Source organism: Marilutibacter chinensis, assembly GCF_021725675.1.
Taxonomy (GTDB): domain Bacteria; phylum Pseudomonadota; class Gammaproteobacteria; order Xanthomonadales; family Xanthomonadaceae; genus Marilutibacter; species Marilutibacter chinensis.
The window spans coordinates 227,552-248,088 of the sequence record NZ_JAKJPO010000005.1 but is presented as its reverse complement, the minus strand read 5'-3'; the positions used below and the strand labels follow the sequence as shown (position 1 = coordinate 248,088).

Annotated in this window: 14 protein-coding genes and 1 riboswitch; of the genes, 10 read left to right on the top strand and 4 right to left on the bottom strand. The window is 68.3% G+C overall.

The features are described from left to right. Window positions 1-12 precede the first annotated feature (12 nt). The 3 genes from L3V18_RS11090 to bioD all read right to left on the bottom strand — a co-directional run bounded on the left by L3V18_RS11090 (window position 13) and on the right by bioD (window position 6,246). Window positions 13-2,337, bottom strand: coding sequence for a DUF5060 domain-containing protein (locus L3V18_RS11090; protein WP_237054830.1), 2,325 nt, complete (start codon window positions 2,335-2,337; stop codon window positions 13-15). Window positions 2,338-2,595: 258 nt separating this feature from the next. Next, entirely contained in the window at window positions 2,596-4,833 is a 2,238-nt protein-coding gene (locus tag L3V18_RS11085; protein ID WP_237054828.1) for a BNR repeat-containing protein, read from the bottom strand. 651 nt (window positions 4,834-5,484) lie between these two features. Next, window positions 5,485-6,246 (bottom strand): dethiobiotin synthase, encoded by a 762-nt coding sequence (gene bioD / locus L3V18_RS11080; RefSeq protein ID WP_237054880.1) that lies wholly within the window; start codon window positions 6,244-6,246, stop codon window positions 5,485-5,487. 75 nt (window positions 6,247-6,321) lie between these two features. On the opposite strand from bioD, the gene L3V18_RS11075 reads away from it, so the two are divergent. From L3V18_RS11075 to prpF, 6 genes are all read left to right on the top strand, one after another. Beyond that, complete coding sequence (locus tag L3V18_RS11075) at window positions 6,322-6,822, top strand: GAF domain-containing protein (protein WP_237054826.1); 501 nt, start codon at window positions 6,322-6,324, stop codon at window positions 6,820-6,822. After that, the gene (locus tag L3V18_RS11070; protein ID WP_237054824.1) at window positions 6,819-7,184 is read left to right on the top strand and encodes a TfoX/Sxy family protein; all 366 of its coding nucleotides are present in this window, start codon (window positions 6,819-6,821) and stop codon (window positions 7,182-7,184) included. The genes L3V18_RS11075 and L3V18_RS11070 overlap by 4 nt, the downstream gene beginning before the upstream one ends. A gap of 236 nt (window positions 7,185-7,420) precedes the next feature. Next, a riboswitch (cobalamin riboswitch) is annotated at window positions 7,421-7,687 on the top strand. A gap of 144 nt (window positions 7,688-7,831) precedes the next feature. Then, window positions 7,832-9,691: a TonB-dependent vitamin B12 receptor gene (gene btuB, locus L3V18_RS11065; RefSeq protein ID WP_237054822.1), complete on the top strand. Its 1,860-nt coding sequence runs from the start codon at window positions 7,832-7,834 to the stop codon at window positions 9,689-9,691. 451 nt (window positions 9,692-10,142) lie between these two features. Next, window positions 10,143-12,782 (top strand): Fe/S-dependent 2-methylisocitrate dehydratase AcnD, encoded by a 2,640-nt coding sequence (acnD, locus tag L3V18_RS11060; protein ID WP_237054820.1) that lies wholly within the window; start codon window positions 10,143-10,145, stop codon window positions 12,780-12,782. A 45-nt stretch (window positions 12,783-12,827) separates the two neighbouring features. Next, a complete protein-coding gene (locus tag L3V18_RS11055) occupies window positions 12,828-13,289 on the top strand; it encodes an SRPBCC family protein (RefSeq protein ID WP_237054818.1) in 462 nt (153 codons plus the stop codon). 13 nt (window positions 13,290-13,302) lie between these two features. Further along, window positions 13,303-14,517, top strand: coding sequence for a 2-methylaconitate cis-trans isomerase PrpF (gene prpF / locus L3V18_RS11050; protein WP_237054816.1), 1,215 nt, complete (start codon window positions 13,303-13,305; stop codon window positions 14,515-14,517). Between the two features lie 187 nt (window positions 14,518-14,704). Here prpF and glmS read toward each other — a convergent pair whose 3' ends face one another. Further along, window positions 14,705-16,537 carry a glutamine--fructose-6-phosphate transaminase (isomerizing) gene (glmS, locus tag L3V18_RS11045; protein WP_237054814.1) on the bottom strand — a complete coding sequence of 611 codons (1,833 nt, stop codon included), beginning with the start codon at window positions 16,535-16,537 and terminating at the stop codon, window positions 14,705-14,707. 249 nt (window positions 16,538-16,786) lie between these two features. Between glmS and L3V18_RS11040 the strand changes: the two genes are divergently transcribed. The 4 genes from L3V18_RS11040 (at window position 16,787) to L3V18_RS11025 (ending at window position 20,528) form a co-directional block, all read left to right on the top strand. Then, window positions 16,787-18,070 carry an efflux RND transporter periplasmic adaptor subunit gene (locus L3V18_RS11040; RefSeq protein WP_237054813.1) on the top strand — a complete coding sequence of 428 codons (1,284 nt, stop codon included), beginning with the start codon at window positions 16,787-16,789 and terminating at the stop codon, window positions 18,068-18,070. A gap of 42 nt (window positions 18,071-18,112) precedes the next feature. Then, the gene (locus tag L3V18_RS11035; RefSeq protein ID WP_237054811.1) at window positions 18,113-18,364 is read left to right on the top strand and encodes a hypothetical protein; all 252 of its coding nucleotides are present in this window, start codon (window positions 18,113-18,115) and stop codon (window positions 18,362-18,364) included. 96 nt (window positions 18,365-18,460) lie between these two features. After that, on the top strand, window positions 18,461-19,192 hold the full coding sequence (locus tag L3V18_RS11030) for an ABC transporter ATP-binding protein (RefSeq protein ID WP_237054809.1): 732 nt from the start codon (window positions 18,461-18,463) through the stop codon (window positions 19,190-19,192). Window positions 19,193-19,202: 10 nt separating this feature from the next. Beyond that, window positions 19,203-20,528 (top strand): ABC transporter permease, encoded by a 1,326-nt coding sequence (locus tag L3V18_RS11025; RefSeq protein WP_237054807.1) that lies wholly within the window; start codon window positions 19,203-19,205, stop codon window positions 20,526-20,528. Window positions 20,529-20,537: the final 9 nt, after the last annotated feature.

Here is a 20,537-nt window from a genome sequence, read left to right as displayed (position 1 = left end):
ACGCCAGCCGGTTCATTGGCCCTGGAAGGCAGCGCCGACTCGCAGTCGGCCGACACCGGAGAGACGACCGGTAGTGTTGGCCGCTCCGGAACCGATCGCCCCCCATTCCCCCGCGGCAACGTAGGTGACGCCGCCGTCGAGCGAGAGTTCGGCGATGGTGTCGACACCGCTGAAGTCGAGAAGGATCATGCCGGTCCCGGCGACGGCCACGATGGCGTCATCGTCGATGTAGTCGTGAGCACTGCCTTGCGCGAGTTGCAGAGCGGCGCCGTCGGCCACGATCACATCGCCCGTGCCGAGGGCGCCATCGGCGTGGGCGCGAAGCAGGCCGCTGGAGACGATCGTGCCGCCGGCATAGCCGTTGGCGGCGTTGTCGAGGATGACATGGTTGCCTGGGTTGAGAGCGGCGACGGTCAGCCCGCCGGCACCGATGACACGCGACTTGATCGTGAGCGTGCGGGTGCTGGTGGAGGTCGTCACCTGCAGTCCGCCAGCCTGGAGTTCCAGTCCACCGGCAAGAGTGAAGTGGCCGTTCAACGCAGGCGCGAGCGCGCCGCCGTTGCTACGCAGGTCGCCAACGGTGACGATGCCGGGCCCTGTCGTGCGCATCAACAGCCTGCCGTCCTTCTGCAGCGTGAGCGAGTCACCCTTGAAGGCATGACTGGAAGTGCCGGGAGGAGTACGCAGATCGAGATCGCCGACAACGTAAGCTGCACCGGCATGCGGAACCCGGCCATCGCTCCAGTGCGCGCCACTGGTAAAGCCGCTCTGGTCCCAGACGTCGCTGGCGAAGAGATCGATCCGGGGGCCCGGAGAAGCGCCGGCGATTCGCAGATAGGCGATGACATCCTTGCCGGCCCATGGCGCGGTGAGTAGCCGGTTGCCTCCGCCATGCACGAAGCCGGCGACATCGATGGACACGCCGTCGTCGGCGCGCACCCAGCGAAGGTCGTAGGTGCCGGCCGGGAGGCTGGTGACGGTAAGGCTGGCGGTGCCAGTGGCGAGCGCTGCACCGCCGCCGTCCGAGCCGGCATTGGGGTGGTACATGACGAACGCCGAGTCGTCCGGCTTGCGCATGGCCTGGACCCTCCTGGAGTCGGCCGGGCCGGTGACCCTGGAATCGGCCGACACGAACCCCGCCAGCTCGATCTCGTTGCTGGCAAAGAATTCCTTGATGTGGACCACGTCATTCAGACCGGTGAAGGCCGTGCTCGTGTAGGGAACGATGGCGTTCCAGTGGCCTCCGTAGTTCGCGGAGGCTCCGGAAAGGATCCAGGCCCAGAACAGCCGGCGGAAGAAGTAGGCGTCGTTGGTGATCGACGCCTCTCCCTCGTACCAGTCCTCACCGTCGAAAACATGCTTCGGCGCGCTTGCGTAGCTGTCCACCTGGTTGGCCGAGAGGGCAGTGGCGGTTTCGAGGTGGATGTAGTTCACCCACGAGGCCGAGGTGTAGTAGAAGGGCTCGCCACGGTTGCGGCCGGAGGAGCGCAGGCTCTTGTGCTTCCACGGATCATTGGCGGCGAGATAGCTGCCGATCTCGGTAACCATGGCGTTGTTGTTGGGAAATGCGCTGCCGTGGAAGGCGTCGTTGGTGACCAGCCAGAAGATCTGCGGCCACGCCGCGTAGCGAGCGACAACGTTTCGCATGAAGCGCCTACGCTGCGCCTGGGTCAGGCCGACCCAGAAGTTCTCGTCCCTGCCCCAGCCGCGGTTGGGTTCCGGCGTGACGATGAGCTGCACGTAGAGGCTCGGATAGTTGTTGAGCATCCACTCCAACCGCGTGTCGTCGGTTTGAAGGGCAGCCAGGTTGAGGGTGTCGTGGGCGCCATTGGCAAAGATGCGGTCCCAGCCGTCTGAAGCCTGCTGCTTCTCGAACTGGCGGAGCGCGCCAGCGAGGTTGGCGCGCAGGGAAGTGACTCCCAGGTTCCAGTCATCGGCCACGAACCGCTGCCAGTCGTCGGCCCCGGGATTGAACAGGTAATAGGCGGTGTCGGACGTATTAAGAAACCAACGCCCATCGTCGGTGGCCCAGGCCTTCGGGTCGGCGGGATGCCTGCCGAGCTTGCCGCGAAGCGTGGACGCGGCGGCGGAGAACGAGCCATTCCTGGCGTTGAGCCCGGCTTCTGACGAGCTGGATCGCCATGTCCAGGCACCGGTTTCGCTGACATAGACCCGGGCTCTCCAGACGTTGCCTCCGTCATGGAAGGCATGCACCGTGACCGCGTTCGCGGGCCCGGACGGAGGCGTGAACGTCACCGTGGCGATCGTGTCGAAGGGATTGGCGACCCCGCCATTTCCAGTGAGCGATATTTCGTGAACGCCGTACCGGGTGGCCATCGAAGTTCCCCGGGTGAAGTTCGCCGCAAGTCCCGCACTCGGCAGGACGCTGAGAAGAACGATCCATAGGAGAAGGCAGCCCAGCGGCGTCCCGCTTTCCCGCTTTGTGAACCCGACAGCCGGTCTCGCGTGAACGTCGATGCACGGAAAGTCGATATGTTCCATCTCAGAGAGCCCCATCTTGTAGAGGGTGGCAGCGGATTGGTACGCGCGGCCACAAGGCGTGGCCGACGCGCGAACGCGTATGCGACGACCGGCCTACTCGCCGCCGACGACCCACAGCAGACCGGTGCCGGTGAAACGGCTGGAGGTATTGGCAGCACCCGATCCGACAGCGCCCCACTCGCCGGGCGCAACGAAGCTGGCGCCGCCGTCGAGCGAGAGCGCGCCGACGATGTCGTTTCCGATGTAGGCGAGCTCCACGCTGGCAGTGCTGCCGACGACCAGCAACGCATCGTCTGCGACGTAGTCATGCACGGCGCCCTGCGCGAGCCGGAGCCTGGCGCCGCTGGCGACGGTCACGTCGCCCGCGCCTAGGGCGTGGTCGGCATGGGCGCGCAACGTACCGGCCGAGACAATCGTGCCGCCCGAGTAGGTGTTGGCGGCGTTGGTCAGCATGGTGTGATCCATCGCGTCCGCCATGTCGATGGTCAATGCACCCGGGCCGTCGATTCTCGAGGCGATCGTCAGCGTGCGATTGGACGTGGCCGGGTTCACCTCGAGTCCGCCGGCTTCCAGTGTGAGTGCGCCCGCCAGCGTGAAGGCGCCGTTCAGAGCCAGCGTCACCACGCCGTCGTCGGATCGCAGGTCGTGCACCGTGACCCCGCCCTGCGAGGTGGTGCGCATGAGGAGGCGGCCACCGTTATGGAGCAGCAGCGAATCGCCGCCGAAGATGTGGCTGGTGCCGCTGCTCGGCGTGCGCAGATCCAGACCGTCCACGACGTAGGCCCCGTCGGCGTGGGGGGTTCGACCATCGCTCCAGTGTCCGCCGGCGGCAAAACTGGTCTGGTCCCAGATGTCGCTGGCGGTGAGCTCGATCCTGTTGGCCGGGGGCGGCAGGCCGTCGCCGCCGGCTGGAATGAAATCAATCGCGCGCAAGGATGAGCCCGCACCGGCAATGCCCGGTTTTTGCTGGTAATAGGCGGTGAGGACCCCTTCTGCATACCAGCGCCCCATGTCCAGCAGGACCTCGCCATGGTAGGTGCGGCCTGTCACTCCCTCGGCGATCGTCCAGTCGGACCATCCGCCGGCTTCCGTGGATGTGGCAATGGTGAGCGTCGCGCCGGGATCGACGGGCTGGTAGTTGAGGTCGCTGCCGCTGCCGAAGACGACATGCATTCGGCCCGAGTCGTCGAGCACGAGCTGGGGCTTGCGTCCGAAGAACGGCAGTTGCGTCTCGGTCCAGGTGCCATCGGTGTCGCGCCAATAGTGGAAATAGCGCCAGTCGTTCAAGTTCACCGGATTGGACGGCGAGCCGTCATCGGGCAGACGCCAGGCGACCACGTGCACACGCCCCTTGGAATCCACGGTCTGGGTCGTGGTGTTCATGTAGCCGCGGTTGTAGGCGATGGGGTAGGCCACGTGCCCGGGGGTGGTGACCTTGATGGCGTTTTCCAGATTGTTGGTGCCGTCGAGGGTGACCATGACGGCACCGTCGTTGTTCTTCCAGGTACGGCCGTAGTCGTCGCTGTAGGCGTAACCGAGGTCATGGTTGCCGTTGAGGCTGGTGCCGTCCTCGCGCCAACTCCAGGTGACGTGCAGGCGGCCGTTCCGGTCATAGCGGAACGGGTTGGGATAGGCGCACCGGCGGCCCTTGCCGGCGTAGCTGCCCAGCCGGGAAAAGAGCATGCCGACATATTTCCAGCCGGTGGCGCCGTACTCGTAGAAATGCCAGTCGCCGCTGCCCGAACCGCCCAGCCGGAACACGAACTGGAGCTTGCCCTGGGGGCTGGTGAAAAAGAGTGGGTAGGTGACGTCGGGCGTGATGGTCATGCCCGGCACGAGCTCCGAACGGATCGGGCCGAAGTTGTTCTGCGTCCATGCAAAGTTCTCGGGGTCGGTGGCCAGGCCGGGAACCGACCGACGGTGACGCAACGGGCTGTTGTGGTGGTTGAACGAGAGATGGATGGTCCCATCCTCCGGGCTGATGCCGACCACGTTGACGTTGTGCGCGTCGTTGTGGTTGATGCTGTAGTCGTCGAAGACGAGGGTTTCCCAGTCGCCGTCCGGAAGCGCACGACGGCCGATTCCAAGGGCGCCGGAATCGTCCCAGTAGGCCGCGTACTGATAGCCCTTGAACGTCACCAGCCCTTCCTGCTGGAAGCTCTGGCCGTTCATGCTGGTGCCGTAGGCGCCCGTGGTGAAGTTCATGCCGTTGGTCGTGATCACGGTGTCGCGGACCAGGTCCAATCCGGCGTGGGCCTGCGCGATCGCGGACAGAGGCAAGAGCGGCAGCAGAAACAACACGGCGAGGGTCGTGGAGATTTGCGTTTTCATAGGTCATCCATGAGGACGTGTGAGGAATGAGCTCCAGACGAGGCTTCTTTTTTTGACGCCATCACTCGCATAACCTTCGCTTGTGATTGGAGTTCGAAGCGGCGCCGACATGACGTGGCGCCTGGCGGCCCCGGCGCTGGAACACTCCAAAGCGCTTGACGCGCTCTAGTTGCATTCATTCCGCCCGGTACGGTTTCACCACAGCCGCACGTCAAGTTGACCGTGAGCGCACCAGACGTGCCATCTGTGACGCAAAGCGGCGTTTCCGGAACAAGACCGTCATGTCCCACGACGATCGGGCACCGGTCTTTTCCGATTGCGGAAGAAGCAGTCCGGCCCCGGTTTTCCGGTGTGGTCTCAGCGGCACGCGAGGGGTGCGTATCGCGCTGCACAGCAGTCCGACATCCTCTGCTTCAGTGGCATGGGCCTCGCGCGGATGAGCATCAACAGCCGCACCCGATCGGCCTGGTGACACTGGTGGGCATGATCTCCAGGCACGGCATCGCGATCCTGGAGTTCGCCAATGCCTGAGACATGCGAACGCCCGGGCGATGCCGCGACGGCGTCGGCACGGCCTGGCTTCTCTTTTCCGCGGCCTTCCCGCACGGGGCGCGACAAAGGTCGCCGGACCGCGCCCGGGCTGCGATGGCCCTACGTCGACGGCAGCAGGGGCGAGACGTCCAGCGCAACCGCGGCCAGCGAGCCAAGGTCGTCCAGGTGCGGTATCCGCCCCAGGCAAGGCGCCGGCAGGCGTGCGTGCAGCAGGCGGAAGTTGTCGTCGGCACGCTGCATGTCCGGATCGATGCCGTTGGCGATCCACCCGGCCAGGTGCAGGCCATCGGCCGCGATCGCGCGGGCGCTCAGCCGTGCGTGGTTGATGCAGCCCAGCCGCAGGCCGACCACCAGCACCACCGGCAGGCCGGCGAGCCGCTCCGGCTGCGGGGTCTCCTGCATGGCCACCGCGGCGCCCGCGCCCAGCGCGCGTACGAGATCGGCCTGGTCGAGCGTGGCGGACAACGGGGCGGCCCAGCCCCCGACGCCCTCGACCACGACGAGATCGGCGCGACGGGACAGGCGCCCGAACGCGGCGAGGAGCGGCTCCAGTTCCAGCTCGACGCCGGCATCGGTGGCGGCCAGTTCCGGCGCCAGCGGCGCCGGCAGCGCGTAGGGATTGACGTCGTCATACGTGGGCACCGGGTCGCTGGCGGCCTGCAGCAGCAGCGCGTCCTCGTTGCGCCAGCCTTCGGCGGTGCGCTCGCAGCCGCTGGCGACCGGTTTCATCCCGCTGGCCCGCAGGCCCTGCGCACGCAGCGCGTGCAGCAGGCAGGCGCTGGCGACCGACTTGCCGATCCCGGTGTCGGTGCCGGTCACGAACAGGCCGGGCGCGCGGACCACGGCGGCAGGTTCGGGCATGGAGGCGGAGGAAGAGGATTCGCTGGCGGACATCGCATTCCTGAACGCAGCGCGGCGCGCTGTTAGACTCCGGGAATGTTCGCCGCTACCACCCTGACCGGCAACAAGCCGGAACAGTACGCCCAGCTCGCCGACCAGGCGCGCGGCCTGCTCCATGGCGAGCACGACCGCGTCGCCAACGCCGCCAACCTGGCCGCCCTGGTATTCAACAGCCTGCCGGACCTGAACTGGGTCGGTTTCTATTTCTTCGATGGCAACGAGCTGGTCGTCGGCCCCTTCCAGGGCCTGCCGGCCTGCGTCCGGATCCCGCTCGGCAAGGGCGTCTGCGGAACCGCGGCGCGTACCGGCCAGACCCAGCGGATCGAGGACGTCGACGCGTTTCCGGGCCATATCGCCTGCGATGCCGCCTCGCGCTCGGAACTGGTGATACCGCTGTTCGCCGGCGATGGCAGCCTGGTCGGCGTGTTCGACCTCGACAGTCCGCTGCGCGGTCGTTTCGATGTCGACGACCAGGCCGGGCTGGAAGCCCTCGCCCGGCTCTATACCGACGCGATCGACCGGGGGCCGCACGCATGACCCTGCCGAAGCTGCGCAACATCGGCCCCAAGAGCGCCGCGTGGCTGCGCCAGGTCGGTCTGCACACCCGCGAGGACCTGGAAACGGCCGGCCCGGTCGAGGCCTACATGCGGATCAAGCGCGCCGGCTTCAAACCGACGATGAACCTGCTGTACGCGATCGAGGGGGCGTTGTGCGACTGCCACTGGCAGGAGGTGCCGGAAACCCGCCGCCAGCAGCTGGTCGCCGAGGCCGAGGCCGCGATCGAGCAACTGCCGCCGCCGCGCTACAAGCCGGCCGCCGCGCCGGTACGCACCACCGTGCTGACCGCCGACACGGTCGAACCGCCGCCCGCGGACCCCGAGGACAGCGAGAAGCCGTAGGAGCGGCGTGAGCCGCGATCCCCGGGCCGCGCCCGGGAATCAAGGTTTGCTGCGCAACCCTTGGGCCCCGCCGTTGCGCCTCCACACTCCCATTCGGGCTGCGCGCTGCATGCTTTCTTTAGATTCGCGCTGCGCGCGAATCGCCCCCTGACTCCGGGGCTGGAAGTCGCATGAGGTGGACACGGCGTCGGCCTCGTCTCTTGTGGAGAAGCCCCTCACTTCCGGCTATTTGGCGTACACTGCGCGCGCTTCGAGGTGACCCGCCGCACGCTCCGCGCATGCGACCGGGTTGAAACGGGAAGCCGGTGACCCGCCGCGACCGGGCCTCGCCTTCGAGGTCCGGACGACGCGCGGCATTCCGGCACTGCCCCCGCAACGGTAAGCGCGCCAGGTTCCGACATCGCCACTGTGCATCGCACGGGAAGGCGTCGGAACCGGGATGCAGGGTCGCCGGCCCGCATCCAGCCGCGAGTCCGGAGACCGGCCTCGTCGCCGGGTCCTGTCGCCGATGGCAGGTCCCCCGACTGATTGCGATGCGGAGGGCGTCGCGGCGGCGATGCCGGCCATGGCCGGCGGTCGAGGCCCTTTCCTTCCGCGCGAACCGTAACGCGATGCGCGGGCGCACCCGCGCACTGGAGAGAGAGCCGATGCACCTGAAGTCCCTTCCGCTGGCGGTCGCCGCCGTCCTCGCCGTGTCCGCCACACCGCAAGTCCGCGCCCAGCAGGCGATCGAGCTCGACGAAATCGTGGTGACCGCCAACCGCACCGCCGTCAGCGTCGACGACACCCTGGTGCCGGTCGAGGTGATCGACCGCGCCGCGATCGAACGCAGCCAGGCCCGCGATCTGGTCGACCTGCTGCGCGGTCGGGCCGGCATCTCGATCGCCAACCAGGGCGGGGCCGGCAAGCTCAGCACGCTGTTCATGCGCGGCAGCGAGTCCGACCACGTGCTGGTACTGGTCGACGGCGTCCGCATCGGCTCGCCGACCTCGGGCCTGGCCTCGTTCCAGGACCTGCCGTTGGCGCTGATCGAACGCATCGAGGTCGTGCGCGGCCCGCGTTCGAGCCTGTATGGCAGCGAGGCGATCGGCGGCGTGATCCAGATCTTCACCCGCCGCGACCGTGAGGGACTGAACCTGCGCGCCAGCGCGACCGCCGGCAGCAACGACTACACCGAAGGCAGCGCCGGCATCGGCGGCCGCAAGGGCGGCGCCTGGTTCGGGATCGATACCGCCTACTCCAGCACCGACGGCATCGATGCCTGCCGCGGTCGCGGACCGGACCCGTCCATCCCGTTCGACTTCGGTGCCGGCTGCTTCGCCGACGAACCCGACCGCGACGGCTACCGCAACGCCTCGGTATCGGCCCGCGCCGGCTTCGACGCCGGCGAGACCTTCGCGTTCGGCGTGCACGCGCTGCGTGCGGAAGGCCGCAACGAATACGACGGCAGCTTCCAGAACCTGTCCAAGGTGACCCAGCAGGTGCTCGGCGCGAACGCGCGCTGGACGCCGAGCGACGTTGCCGCCCTCAGTCTGACCATCGGTCGCAACACCGACGCCTCCGACAACTACCTCGACGGTGCCGACGCCGGCTACTTCGACACCGACCGCGACAGCGCGACCCTGCAGGGCGACTTCACCCTGGCCCGCGACCAGCTGCTGAGCGTCGGCCTGGACTGGCTGCGCGATCGCGTCGACAGCGACGTCGACTACGACGAGACCTCGCGCGACAACCGTGCCGCGTTCGTGCAGTACCGCGCCAGCTTCGGCCGGCAATCCTTCGAGGCCAGCCTGCGCCGCGACGACAACGAGCAGTTCGACGGCCACACAACCGGCAGCGTCGCCTGGGGCCTGGGCTTCGGCAAGGGCTGGCGACTGACCGCCGGCTACGGCAGCGCGTTCAAGGCGCCGACCTTCAACGAGCTGTACTACCCGTTCTTCGGCAACCCCGGCCTGCGTCCGGAGGAATCGAGGACCTGGGAGCTCGGCCTGGCCCATGACGGCGACACCCTGGATTGGCGGATCGACGCGTTCAGCACCCGAGTCGACGACCTGATCGCCTACGACGCGTCGATCTTCCTGCCCAACAACATCGACGAAGCGCGTCTGCGCGGGGCGGAGATCGGCGTGGAAGCCGAACTGCTGGGCTGGACGCTCGATGCCAGTGCCAGCTTCGTCGACAGCGAGAACCGCAAGGGCTTCCATGCCGGCAACGAGCTGCCCCGCCGCGCCGGCCGCAGCGCGCGGATCGACCTCGACCGCGCGTTCGGCGATCTTCGCCTGGGCATGACCGGCGTTGCCGAGGGCGGCCGCTACGACGATCTCGCCAACAGCGTCCGCGTCGGCGGCCACGCGACCTTCGACCTGCGCGCCGAGTACGCGTTCCATCCCGACTGGACCGTGCAGGCCCGCATCGCCAACCTGTTCGACCGCGAATACGAGACCGTCGCCTGGTACAACCGACCCGGTCGCGAGTGGTTCCTGACCCTGCGCTACGCACCGCGCTGAAGCGCCGCCGGAATGAACGATATCCGGCTGCGCCCGGATATCTCCCGAAGTTTGCTGCGCAAACCTTGGGCCCCGCCGTCACGCTGCCACACCCCCATTCGCGCCTGCAGCGCGAATCGCCCCCTGACTCAGGGGGGAACGATATCCGGCTGCGCCCGGATATCTCCCAAAGTTTGCTGCGCAAACCTTGGGCCCCGCCGTCACGCTGCCACCCCCCCATTCGCGCCTGCAGCGCGAATCGCCCCCTGACTCAGGGGGCTGGGCCGCCGCGCGGCCTCATTCCGTAGGAGCGGCATGAGCCGCGATGCTTTTCTGCGAGGCCCCGGATACGGCCGGCAGCCTTGCCCGGGCGACTCCGCGGCGGACACGCGTGGCGTGGCGCCCGGACCCGGGCATGCGTGCACTGGTATCCTGAGAGGTCTCCCAGACCACCCTCGCCGGCCAGCCACGCATGTCAGCCAACGCCGCCAACCGCAAGCACCGCAAGCCCCTGCCGGGGACCGAACTGGACTACTTCGACGCCCGCGGGGCGGTCGAGGCGCTGCAGCCGGGCGCCTGGGCGAAGTTGCCCTACACCTCGCGCGTGTTCGCCGAGAACCTGGTCCGGCGTGCCGATCCCGCGCGCCTGGACGACTACCTGCGCCAGCATGTCGAGCGCCGCCGCGACCTCGACTTTCCGTGGTTTCCCGCACGCGTGGTCTGCCACGACATCCTCGGCCAGACCGCCCTGGTCGACCTCGCCGGCCTGCGCGACGCGATCGCCGACAAGGGCGGCGACCCTGCCGCGGTGAACCCGGTGGTGCCGGTGCAGTTGATCGTCGACCACTCGCTCGCGGTCGAGGCGCCGGGCTTCGACAGGGAGGCGTTCGAGAAGAACCGCGCGATCGAGGACCGCCGCAACGAGGACCGCTTCCACTTCATCGACTGGACCAAGGCGGCGTTCCGCAACGTCGACGTGATCCCGCCCGGCAACGGGATCATGCACCAGATCAACCTGGAGAAGATGTCGCCGGTGGTGCATGCCGACCGCAGCGGCGACGGCCGCGGGCTCGCCTATCCCGACACCTGCGTCGGCACCGACAGCCATACCCCGCATGTGGACGCGCTCGGTGTGATCGCGATCGGCGTCGGCGGCCTGGAGGCCGAGAACGTGATGCTCGGCCGCGCCTCGTGGATGCGCCTGCCGGACATCGTCGGCGTCGAGCTGTCCGGCCGTCCGCAACCGGGAATCACCGCGACCGACGTGGTGCTGGCGCTGACCGAGTTCCTGCGCCAGCAGAAGGTCGTCGGCGCCTATCTGGAATTCCGTGGCGAGGGCGCCGCGACGCTGACCCTCGGCGACCGCGCGACGATCTCGAACATGGCGCCGGAATACGGCGCGACCGCGGCTATGTTCTTCATCGACGGCAACACTCTCGATTACCTGCGCCTGACCGGCCGCGACGATGCCCAGGTCGCGCTGGTGGAGACCTATGCGAAGCAGGCCGGACTGTGGGCCGACACGCTGGCCGACGTCGAGTACGAACGCGTGCTGCATTTCGACCTGTCGACAGTGACCCGCAACATGGCCGGACCTTCGAATCCGCATCGCCGCCTGCCGACCTCGGCGCTGGCCGAACGCGGCATCGCCGGCCATCTCGATGCCGCGCTGCGTGAGGAAGCGGAGGGCAGGATGCCCGACGGCGCGGTGATCATCGCCGCGATCACCAGCTGCACCAACACCTCCAACCCGCGCAACGTGATCGCCGCCGGCTTGCTGGCGCGCAACGCCAACGCCCGTGGACTGCTGCGCAAGCCGTGGGTGAAGAGTTCGCTGGCACCGGGTTCGAAGGCGGTGCAGCTGTACCTGGAGGACGCCGGCCTGCTGCCGGAGCTGGAGCGGCTCGGGTTCGGCGTGGTCGGGTTCGCCTGCACCACCTGCAACGGCATGAGCGGTGCGCTCGATCCGGCGATCCAGAAAGAGGTCGTCGACCGCGACCTCTACGCGGTCGCGGTGCTGTCGGGCAACCGCAACTTCGACGGCCGCATCCACCCGTACGCGAAGCAGGCTTTCCTCGCCTCGCCGCCGCTGGTGGTCGCCTATGCGATCGCCGGCACGGTCCGCTTCGACATCGAGAAGGACGTGCTCGGCCTCGATGCCGACGGCAACCCGGTCACGCTGAAGGACATCTGGCCGTCCGACGATGAGATCGATGCGGTCATCGCACGGCATGTGAAGCCGGAATTCTTCCGGCGCGTCTACGACCCGATGTTCGCCGCCCGCCTGCAGCGCGACGGCGACGTCAGCCCGTTGTACGACTGGCGCCCGACGAGCACCTATATCCGCCGTCCGCCCTACTGGGAAGGCGCACTGGCCGGCGAGCGCACGCTCAAGGGGATGCGGCCGCTGGCGGTGCTCGGAGACAACATCACCACCGACCACCTGTCGCCGTCGAACGCGATCCTGCCAAGCAGTGCGGCTGGCGAGTACCTGGCGAAGATGGGCCTGCCGGAGGAGGACTTCAATTCCTACGCCACCCACCGCGGCGACCACCTGACCGCACAGCGCGCGACCTTCGCCAATCCGAAGCTGGTCAACGAGATGGCGGTGGTCGACGGGCAGGTGCAGCAGGGCTCGCTGGCGCGGCTGGAGCCGGACGGCCGGGTGATGCGCATGTGGGAGGCGATCGAGACCTACATGGCGCGCAAGCAGCCGCTGATCATCATCGCCGGCGCCGACTACGGCCAAGGCTCCTCGCGCGACTGGGCCGCCAAGGGCGTGCGCCTGGCCGGAGTGGAGGCGATCGTCGCCGAGGGATTCGAGCGCATCCACCGCACCAACCTGATCGGCATGGGCGTGCTGCCGCTGGAATTCCAGCCCGGCACCGATCGCCGGACGCTGGGCATCGACGGCGGCGAGACGTTCGACGTGGTCGGCGAACGCGCACCGGGAGCCACCCTGACCCTGGTCATCCATCGCAAGGACGGCGAGACGCTCGAAGTGCCGGTCACCTGTCGCCTGGACTCCGACGAGGAGGTCTCGATCTACGAGGCCGGCGGCGTACTGCAGCGCTTCGCGCAGGATTTCCTGGAGTCGTCGAAAGCGGCCTGAGCCGTTCGTCGTATCGGTACATTCCAACTTCCAAGGAGACCGACCATGTCCACCGACAACACCGGCACCGTCCGCCTGCACCGGGTCCTGCGCGCGCCGCCCGGGCGCGTCTACCGCGCCTTCCTCGACGCCGACGCGATGGCCAAGTGGCTGCCGCCGCACGGCTTCACCGGCAAGGTCCACGAGCTGGACGCGCGCGTCGGAGGCCGCTACCGGATGTCGTTCACCAATTTCGGCAGCGGCCACTCGCACGCCTTCGGCGGCACCTATCTCGAGCTGGTGCCGAACGAACGCATCCGCTACGACGACCGCTTCGACGACCCGAACCTGGCCGGCCTGATGGAGACCACGGTGACGCTGAAGGCGGTGGCCTGCGGCACCGAGCTGCACGTCACCCAGACCGGCATCCCGGCCGCGATTCCGACCGAGTTCTGCTACATGGGCTGGCAGGAATCGCTGGCCCTGCTCGCCCATCTGGTCGAGCCCGAGATTCCCGACAACGCCTGAGCCGACACGCCCGATGAGCCATCCCCCGCGACGCCATGCTCCGCAACTGAAGATCCCCGCCGCCTACATGCGCGGCGGCACCTCGAAGGGCGTGTTCTTCAGGCTCGGGGACCTGCCCGATGCCGCGCAGGTACCGGGGGCGGCGCGGGATGCGCTCCTGCTGCGGGTCATCGGCTCGCCCGACCCCTACGGCAAGCACACCGACGGAATGGGCGGGGCGACCTCCAGCACCAGCAAGGTCGTGATCATCTCGAAGTCGTCCGAATCCGGGCACGACGTCGACTACCTGTACGGGCAGGTGCCGGTCGACGGCGACTTCATCGACTGGAGCGGCAACTGCGGCAACCTGAGTTCGGCGGTGGGACCGTTCGCGATCGCCAACGGCCTGGTCGACCCGGACCGGGTACCGCGCGACGGCATCTGCACGGTGCGGATATGGCAGGCCAACATCGGCAAGACCATCATCGCCCACGTGCCGATCACCGCGGGCGAAGTGCAGGAGACCGGCGACTTCGAGCTCGACGGGGTCACCTTCCCGGCCGCCGAGATCGCGCTGGAGTTCCTCGATCCGGCGGACGAGGACGACGATGGCGGCGCCATGTTCCCCACCGGCCACGTCGTCGACACGCTGGAAGTGGCGGGCGTGGGCACGTTCCGGGCCAGCCTTGTCAATGCCGGCGTACCGATGGTCTTCCTCGAGGCTGGCGCGCTCGGTTACGACGGCACCGAGCTGCAGCCGGCGATCAACGACGACCCGGCGGCGCTGGCGAAGCTCGAGGCGATCCGTGCGGAAGGCGCGGTGCGGATGGGCCTGATCACCGACGTCTCCCAGGCCGCGGCACGCCCTCTGACGCCGAAGATCGCCTTCGTCGCGCCGCCGGAGGGTTACGTCTCTTCCAGCGGCAGGCCGGTGCGAGCGGCCGACATCGACCTCCTCGCGCGCGCGATGTCGATGGGCAAGCTGCACCACGCGATGATGGGCACCGCCTCGGTCGCGATCGCCGCCGCCGCCGCGGTGCCGGGCACGCTGGTCAATGCCGCCGCCGGCGGTCGTGCGCGCGAGACGCTCTGCTTCGGCCATCCGTCCGGCGTCCTGCGTGTCGGCGCCGAAGTGAAGCAGGTCGATGGCCGCTGGACCGTGACCAAGGCGGTGATGAGCCGCAGCGCTCGCGTGCTGATGGAAGGATGGGTGCGGGTGCCCGCCGACGTGTTGCCGTCGGCGGACTGAACACTACCCTCCGGACAGGCCGTAGGGAGCGCGCGCGCCCGGACGCGGGCCGTCCATGGAAATCATCATCGCGGCTTGAACCGCTCCTACGGCCGCTCCCACGGCTGCCGTAGCGGGGCCCGCCGCCGGCCCGTCGCGCCTACTCCACCGTCGCCGAGGGATCTCGAGCGGGGCCATCCCGCTGGAATCACTCCACCGTGACCGACTTCGCCAGGTTACGCGGCTTGTCGACGTCGGTGCCGCGCGCCAGGGCGGCGTGGTAGGCCAGCAACTGCACCGGGATCGCATGCACCACCGGCGACAACACACCGACATGCCGCGGGGTGCGGATCACGTGCACCTGCTCGGAGGCGCCGAACTGGCTGTCGAGATCGGCGAATACGAACATCTCGCCGCCGCGCGCGCGCACTTCCTGGATGTTCGACTTCACCTTCTCCAGCAGGCTGTCGTTGGGTGCGATCACCACCACCGGCATCTGCGCATCGACCAGCGCCAGCGGGCCGTGCTTGAGCTCGCCTGCCGGGTAGGCCTCGGCGTGTATGTACGAGATCTCCTTGAGCTTGAGCGCGCCTTCCAGCGCGATCGGGTAGTGCACGCCACGCCCCAGGAACAGCGCATGCTGCTTGGGCGCGAAGCGCTCGGACCAGCCGACGATCTGCGGCTCCAGGTTCAGCGCGTGCTGCACGCTGCCCGGCAGCTGGCGCAGGGTGTCCAGATAGGCGGCTTCCTGTTCGCCCGACAACCGGCCGCGGAGCTTGGCCAGGGTGGCAGTCAGGGTGAACAGCGCGACCAGCTGGGTGGTGAAGGCCTTGGTCGAGGCGACGCCGATCTCGGCGCCGGCACGGGTGTAGTAGACGAGCCGGCTGGCGCGCGGGATCGCACTCTCGGGGACGTTGCAGATCGACAACGTGCGATCATGGCCGAGCGACTTGGCGTACTTGAGCGCCTCCATCGTGTCGAGGGTTTCGCCCGACTGCGAGATCGTCACCACCAGTTGGCTCGGGTTGGCGACGGCGGCGCGGTAGCGGTACTCGCTGGCGATCTCGACCGAGCACGGCAGCCCGGCGATCGCCTCGATCCAGTAGCGCGCGGTCAGGCCGGCGTAGTAGCTGGTGCCGCAGGCGAGGATCTGCACGCCCTCGACCCCTGACAGCACATCGGCCGCCCCGGCGCCGAACAACGCCGGCGAGAAACCGCCCTGATCGATCACCGCCTCGATGGTGTCGGCGATCGCACGCGGCTGCTCGTGGATCTCCTTCTGCATGAAGTGCCGGTACGGGCCCAGTTCCAGCGAGGCCAGCGAGACGTCGGAAACATGGACCTCGCGCTCGACCTCGCGCCCCTCCCCGTCGAACACGCGCACGCGTTCGCGGCTCACCTCGGCGGTGTCTCCCTCCTCCAGGAAGATCACCTCGCGGGTCGCCTGCACGATCGCCGACACGTCGCTGGCGACGAAGTTCTCGCCTTGGCCCAGTCCGACCAGCAACGGACAGCCCATGCGGGCGGCGATCAGCCGGCCCGGTTCGCGCTTGCTGACCACCGCGATCGCGTAGGCGCCTTCCAGCTCGCTGACCGCGTGCTGCACCGCCTGCAACAGGTCGGCGCCCTGTTGCTGATGGTGATGGACGAGGTGGGCGATGACCTCGGTATCGGTCTGCGACTCGAACACGTAGCCGGCGGCGGTCAGGCGCTCGCGCTGGGCATCGTGGTTCTCGATGATGCCGTTGTGGACGACCGCCAGCTCGTTGAAGCTGACGTGCGGGTGCGCGTTGGCTTCGGTGACGCCACCGTGGGTCGCCCAGCGCGTGTGGCCGATACCCAGGCCCGCGCTCAACCCTTCGCTCGCGGCGGCGGCCTCCATCTCGGCGACGCGGCCGGTACGGCGGACGCGCCGTACTTCGTCGCCGTCGAACACGGCGATCCCGGCCGAGTCATAACCGCGGTATTCGAGCCGCTTCAAACCTTCGACCAGCACCGGCACCACGTCGCGACCGGCGATCGCACCCACGATTCCACACATGCAACGGCACTCCCTGAGAACACCCCTCGGCGGCCGAGCAGTGTAGCCGGTCCTACCTATCCGGACACTGTCCGGCGGACACCGGCCGCACTGTCCGGACACCGTCGAGTAACGAAAAACACGATCAGGATCAGCCACTTAATCATTGGCACGCTTCCTGCTTGATAGCAGGCAATCACCGCGGGCAAGCGCACCGGCAGGCAGCGCGCCCGCACAGCCCGACCAGTACAGCATGGGGACCATCCGCAGATGAGCATCCGCGACACCTCCGCCCAGGACCGCAGCGTTGCCCCGCCGTCCGGCGTCCGCCGCCAGCGCACCCGGCTGATCGCCATTGGCGCCGGTGCCGCCGGGCTGGCGCTGGCGACCTGGCTGGCCCTGGGCTGGAGCGCCGGCGCCCGTTCGGTGGACGCCGAACGGCTGCGCATCGCCGAGGTGACCCGCGGCGACCTGGTACGCGACATCCGCGCCGACGGCCGGGTGATCGCCGCCAACAGCCCGACCCTGTACGCGATCGCCGGCGGGACGGTCACCCTGAACGTGGTCGCCGGCGACGTGGTCAAGCAGGGCCAGGCGCTGGCCGAGATCGACAGTCCCGAGCTGCGCAGCCTGCTGGCCCAGGAACAGGCCAGCCTCGCCAGCTTCGAGGCCGAAGCCAGCCGCGCGGGGCTCGATGCCCAGATCGCCCGATCGCAGGCGCGCAAGGCACTGGAACAGGCGGAGATCGACCGCACCGCCGCGGTGCGCGACCTGGAGCGCAACCAGCGCGCGTTCGACGGCGGCGCGGTCGCGCAGATCGACGTCGCGCGTGCGCAGGACCAGCTGAAGAAGGCCGAGCTCGGCCTGGCCCAGGCCCGCCGCGAATACCAGTTGCAGGGCCAGGGCGCGGGTCTGGACACCCGCAACAAGCGGCTGCTCGCCGATCGCCAGCGTGCGGTCGTCACCGAGGTCCAGCGCCAGGTCGATGCACTGACCCTGCGCGCTCCGTTCGACGGCCAGGTCGGCCAGGTCCAGGTCGCGCAACGCTCGAACGTCGCCGACGACGCGCCGATCCTGAGCGTGGTCGACCTGAGCCGCTTCGAGGTCGAGATCCGGGTACCGGAAAGCTTTGCCCGCGACCTCGCGATCGGCATGCCCGCCCAGCTCGCCAGTGGCAGCGGCAAGCCGTTCCCGGGCGAGGTGTCGGCGGTGTCGCCGGAAGTGGTCAACGGGGAGGTCACCGCCCGCCTGCGCTTCACCGACAAGCAACCGCCAGGCCTGCGCCAGAACCAGCGCCTGTCCGCGCGCATCACCCTGGATACCCGCGAGAACGTGCTGCAGGTCGAGCGCGGTTCCTTCGTCGACCAGGGCGGCGGCCGCAGTGCCTACGTGATGGATGGCAACGTCGCGATCCGCCGACCGGTCCGCCTCGGTGTCAGCAGCCTCGGCTCGATCGAGGTTCTCGAAGGCCTGCAGCCCGGCGATCGCGTCGTGGTCTCCGGAGCCGACCAGTTCGGGGATGCCGAACGCATCCGCGTCTCGGGCGCCCCCTGAGGCTCCCTTCCTTCCCCCCGTTCCACCCAGGAGAGCAACGCCATGAACATCCAGCTCGACCGGAACTTCGACTCCCTCGCCGCCAACGCCGACGCCGCGTTCCCGTTCCGGCTTCACTGGAGCGCCGACCAGCTCGCCGCCGCGGTGCCGCTGCGCCTGCACCAGCTGTTCGAAATCGACGATGCCGGCGACGTCCTCCGCCGATCCGCCAACCAGGCACCCCAGGCACACCGCCCGCGCGCGACCAGCTACCTGCCGGACAGCCGCATGCCGGAGCTGTTCCGCGTGCGCTGACAGACGCAGGACGCAACCCGACACCCTGTCGCCGCATCCCGGACAGACCGTCCCCCTGTCCGTTCAAGACCTTCCTATCATCCGCCGGAGCCCGTCATGCTGCACATGCAAGCCGTCACCAAGGTCTACCGTACCGAACTCGTCGAAACCCACGCCCTGCGCTCGCTGGACCTGCACGTGAAGAATGGCGAGTTCGTCGCGGTCACCGGACCGTCGGGTTCCGGCAAGACCACCTTCCTCAACATCGCCGGGCTGCTGGAGACCTTCACCGGGGGCACCTACCTGCTCGATGGCGAGGACGTCAGCGGCATGTCCGACGATGCCCGCAGCCGGCTGCGCAACCAGAAGATCGGCTTCATCTTCCAGAGCTTCAATCTGATCCCGGACCTGAACCTGTTCGACAACGCCGACGTGCCGCTGCGTTACCGCGGGATGCCGGCGGCCGAGCGTCGCGAGCGGATCGAGAAGGCGCTGAGCCAGGTCGGCCTGGGCTCGCGGATGAAGCACTATCCGGCCGAGCTGTCCGGCGGCCAGCAGCAGCGCGCGGCGATAGCCCGCGCGCTGGCTGGAAGCCCGCGTCTGCTGCTCGCCGACGAGCCGACCGGCAACCTCGACTCGCAGATGGCGCGCGGGGTGATGGAGCTGCTGGAGGAAATCAACGTCAACGGCACCACCATCGTGATGGTGACCCACGATCCGGAGCTGGCCGCACGCGCGCAGCGCAACGTCCACATCGTCGACGGCATGGCCACCGACGTGTCGGTCGAACCCAGCCTGGCCCGGGTCGCCAAGACCAGCCGCCACGAAGCCGCGCCGTCCAACTCCTGAGGTGACGAACATGTTCGGCTACTACCTCGATCTCGCCCTGCGCAGCTTCAAGCGCAACCGCGTGCTGACCGCACTGATGGTGCTGGCGATCGCGCTCGGCATCGGCGCCAGCATGACCACGCTGACCGTGTTCCACGTGCTGTCCGGCGACCCGATCCCGAGCAAGAGCGACCGGCTGTTCTACGTGCAGCTTGATTCCGAGTCGATCGGCGGCTACCAGCCAGGCCAGGAGCCGCAGGACCAGATGACCCGCTACGATGCCGAACACCTGCTGCGCGATGCGCGCGGCGAACGCCAGGCGTTCATGAGCGGCGCCAGCATGGCGATCGAACCCGACCGTCCCGATCTCGACCCGATGCGGGTCGACGGCCGCATGACCACCGCGGACTTCTTCGCCCTGTTCGAGGTGCCGTTCAAGTACGGCACCGGCTGGAACAAGGCCGAGGACGAAGCGCGCGCGCGCGTGGCGGTGATCACCTCGGAACTCAACGACAAGCTGTTCGACGGCGGCGACAGCGTCGGCAAGACGATCCGCATCGACCAGAACACCTTCACCGTCGCGGGCGTGCTCGAACCGTGGTCGGCCAAACCGATGTTCTACGACATCACCGTCGGACGCTACAACGATGAGGAGCAGGTCTACGTGCCGTTCTGGACCGCGCGCGAGCTGGAGTTCGGTACCCACGGCAACTTCAGCTGCTGGGGGACGCCCGAGGCGTTCGAGGATGCCGAACCGGACCCCGAGGGCCAGTACGGCGTCAACGCCTTCTGCGCGTGGCTGCAGTACTGGGTCGAGATGGATCCGGCCAAGGCCGACGACTACCGCCAGTACCTGTCGAACTATTCCGACCAGCAGCGCGAGAGCGGCCGCTTCGAGCGGCCGACCAACGTGCGCCTGCGCAATGTGATGGAGTGGCTCGACCACAACGGCGTGGTGCCGCAGGACGTGAAGCTGCAAGCATGGCTGGCGTTCGGTTTCCTGCTGGTCTGCCTGATCAACACCGTCGGCCTGCTGCTGGCCAAGTTCCTGCGTCGGGCCAGCGAGATCGGCGTGCGCCGCGCGCTTGGCGCGTCGCGGAAGGCGATCTTCGCCCAGTGCCTGGTCGAGGCCGGGATGGTCGGCTTCGCCGGCGGCGTGCTGGGTCTGGGCCTGGCACTGCTCGGCCTGTGGGCGGTGCGCCAGCAACCCACCGACTACGCGGCCCTGGCCCAGCTCGACCTGACGATGCTGGTCACCACGTTCGTGCTGGCCATCGCCGCCAGTGTCATCGCCGGCCTGCTTCCGGCCTGGCGTGCCTGCCAGGTCGCGCCCGCCATCCAGCTCAAGAGCCAGTGACACATTCCT

Excerpts from the sequence above, each read along its gene's own strand:
- L3V18_RS11090 (WP_237054830.1), bottom strand. The coding sequence starts at position 2,337 with ATGGCCACCCGGTACGGCGTTCACGAAATATCGCTCACTGGAAATGGC.
- L3V18_RS11085 (WP_237054828.1), bottom strand. The coding sequence starts at position 4,833 with ATGAAAACGCAAATCTCCACGACCCTCGCCGTGTTGTTTCTGCTGCCG.
- bioD (WP_237054880.1), bottom strand. The coding sequence starts at position 6,246 with ATGCCCGAACCTGCCGCCGTGGTCCGCGCGCCCGGCCTGTTCGTGACC.
- L3V18_RS11075 (WP_237054826.1), top strand. The coding sequence starts at position 6,322 with ATGTTCGCCGCTACCACCCTGACCGGCAACAAGCCGGAACAGTACGCC.
- L3V18_RS11070 (WP_237054824.1), top strand. The coding sequence starts at position 6,819 with ATGACCCTGCCGAAGCTGCGCAACATCGGCCCCAAGAGCGCCGCGTGG.
- btuB (WP_237054822.1), top strand. The coding sequence starts at position 7,832 with ATGCACCTGAAGTCCCTTCCGCTGGCGGTCGCCGCCGTCCTCGCCGTG.
- acnD (WP_237054820.1), top strand. The coding sequence starts at position 10,143 with ATGTCAGCCAACGCCGCCAACCGCAAGCACCGCAAGCCCCTGCCGGGG.
- L3V18_RS11055 (WP_237054818.1), top strand. The coding sequence starts at position 12,828 with ATGTCCACCGACAACACCGGCACCGTCCGCCTGCACCGGGTCCTGCGC.
- prpF (WP_237054816.1), top strand. The coding sequence starts at position 13,303 with ATGAGCCATCCCCCGCGACGCCATGCTCCGCAACTGAAGATCCCCGCC.
- glmS (WP_237054814.1), bottom strand. The coding sequence starts at position 16,537 with ATGTGTGGAATCGTGGGTGCGATCGCCGGTCGCGACGTGGTGCCGGTG.
- L3V18_RS11040 (WP_237054813.1), top strand. The coding sequence starts at position 16,787 with ATGAGCATCCGCGACACCTCCGCCCAGGACCGCAGCGTTGCCCCGCCG.
- L3V18_RS11035 (WP_237054811.1), top strand. The coding sequence starts at position 18,113 with ATGAACATCCAGCTCGACCGGAACTTCGACTCCCTCGCCGCCAACGCC.
- L3V18_RS11030 (WP_237054809.1), top strand. The coding sequence starts at position 18,461 with ATGCTGCACATGCAAGCCGTCACCAAGGTCTACCGTACCGAACTCGTC.
- L3V18_RS11025 (WP_237054807.1), top strand. The coding sequence starts at position 19,203 with ATGTTCGGCTACTACCTCGATCTCGCCCTGCGCAGCTTCAAGCGCAAC.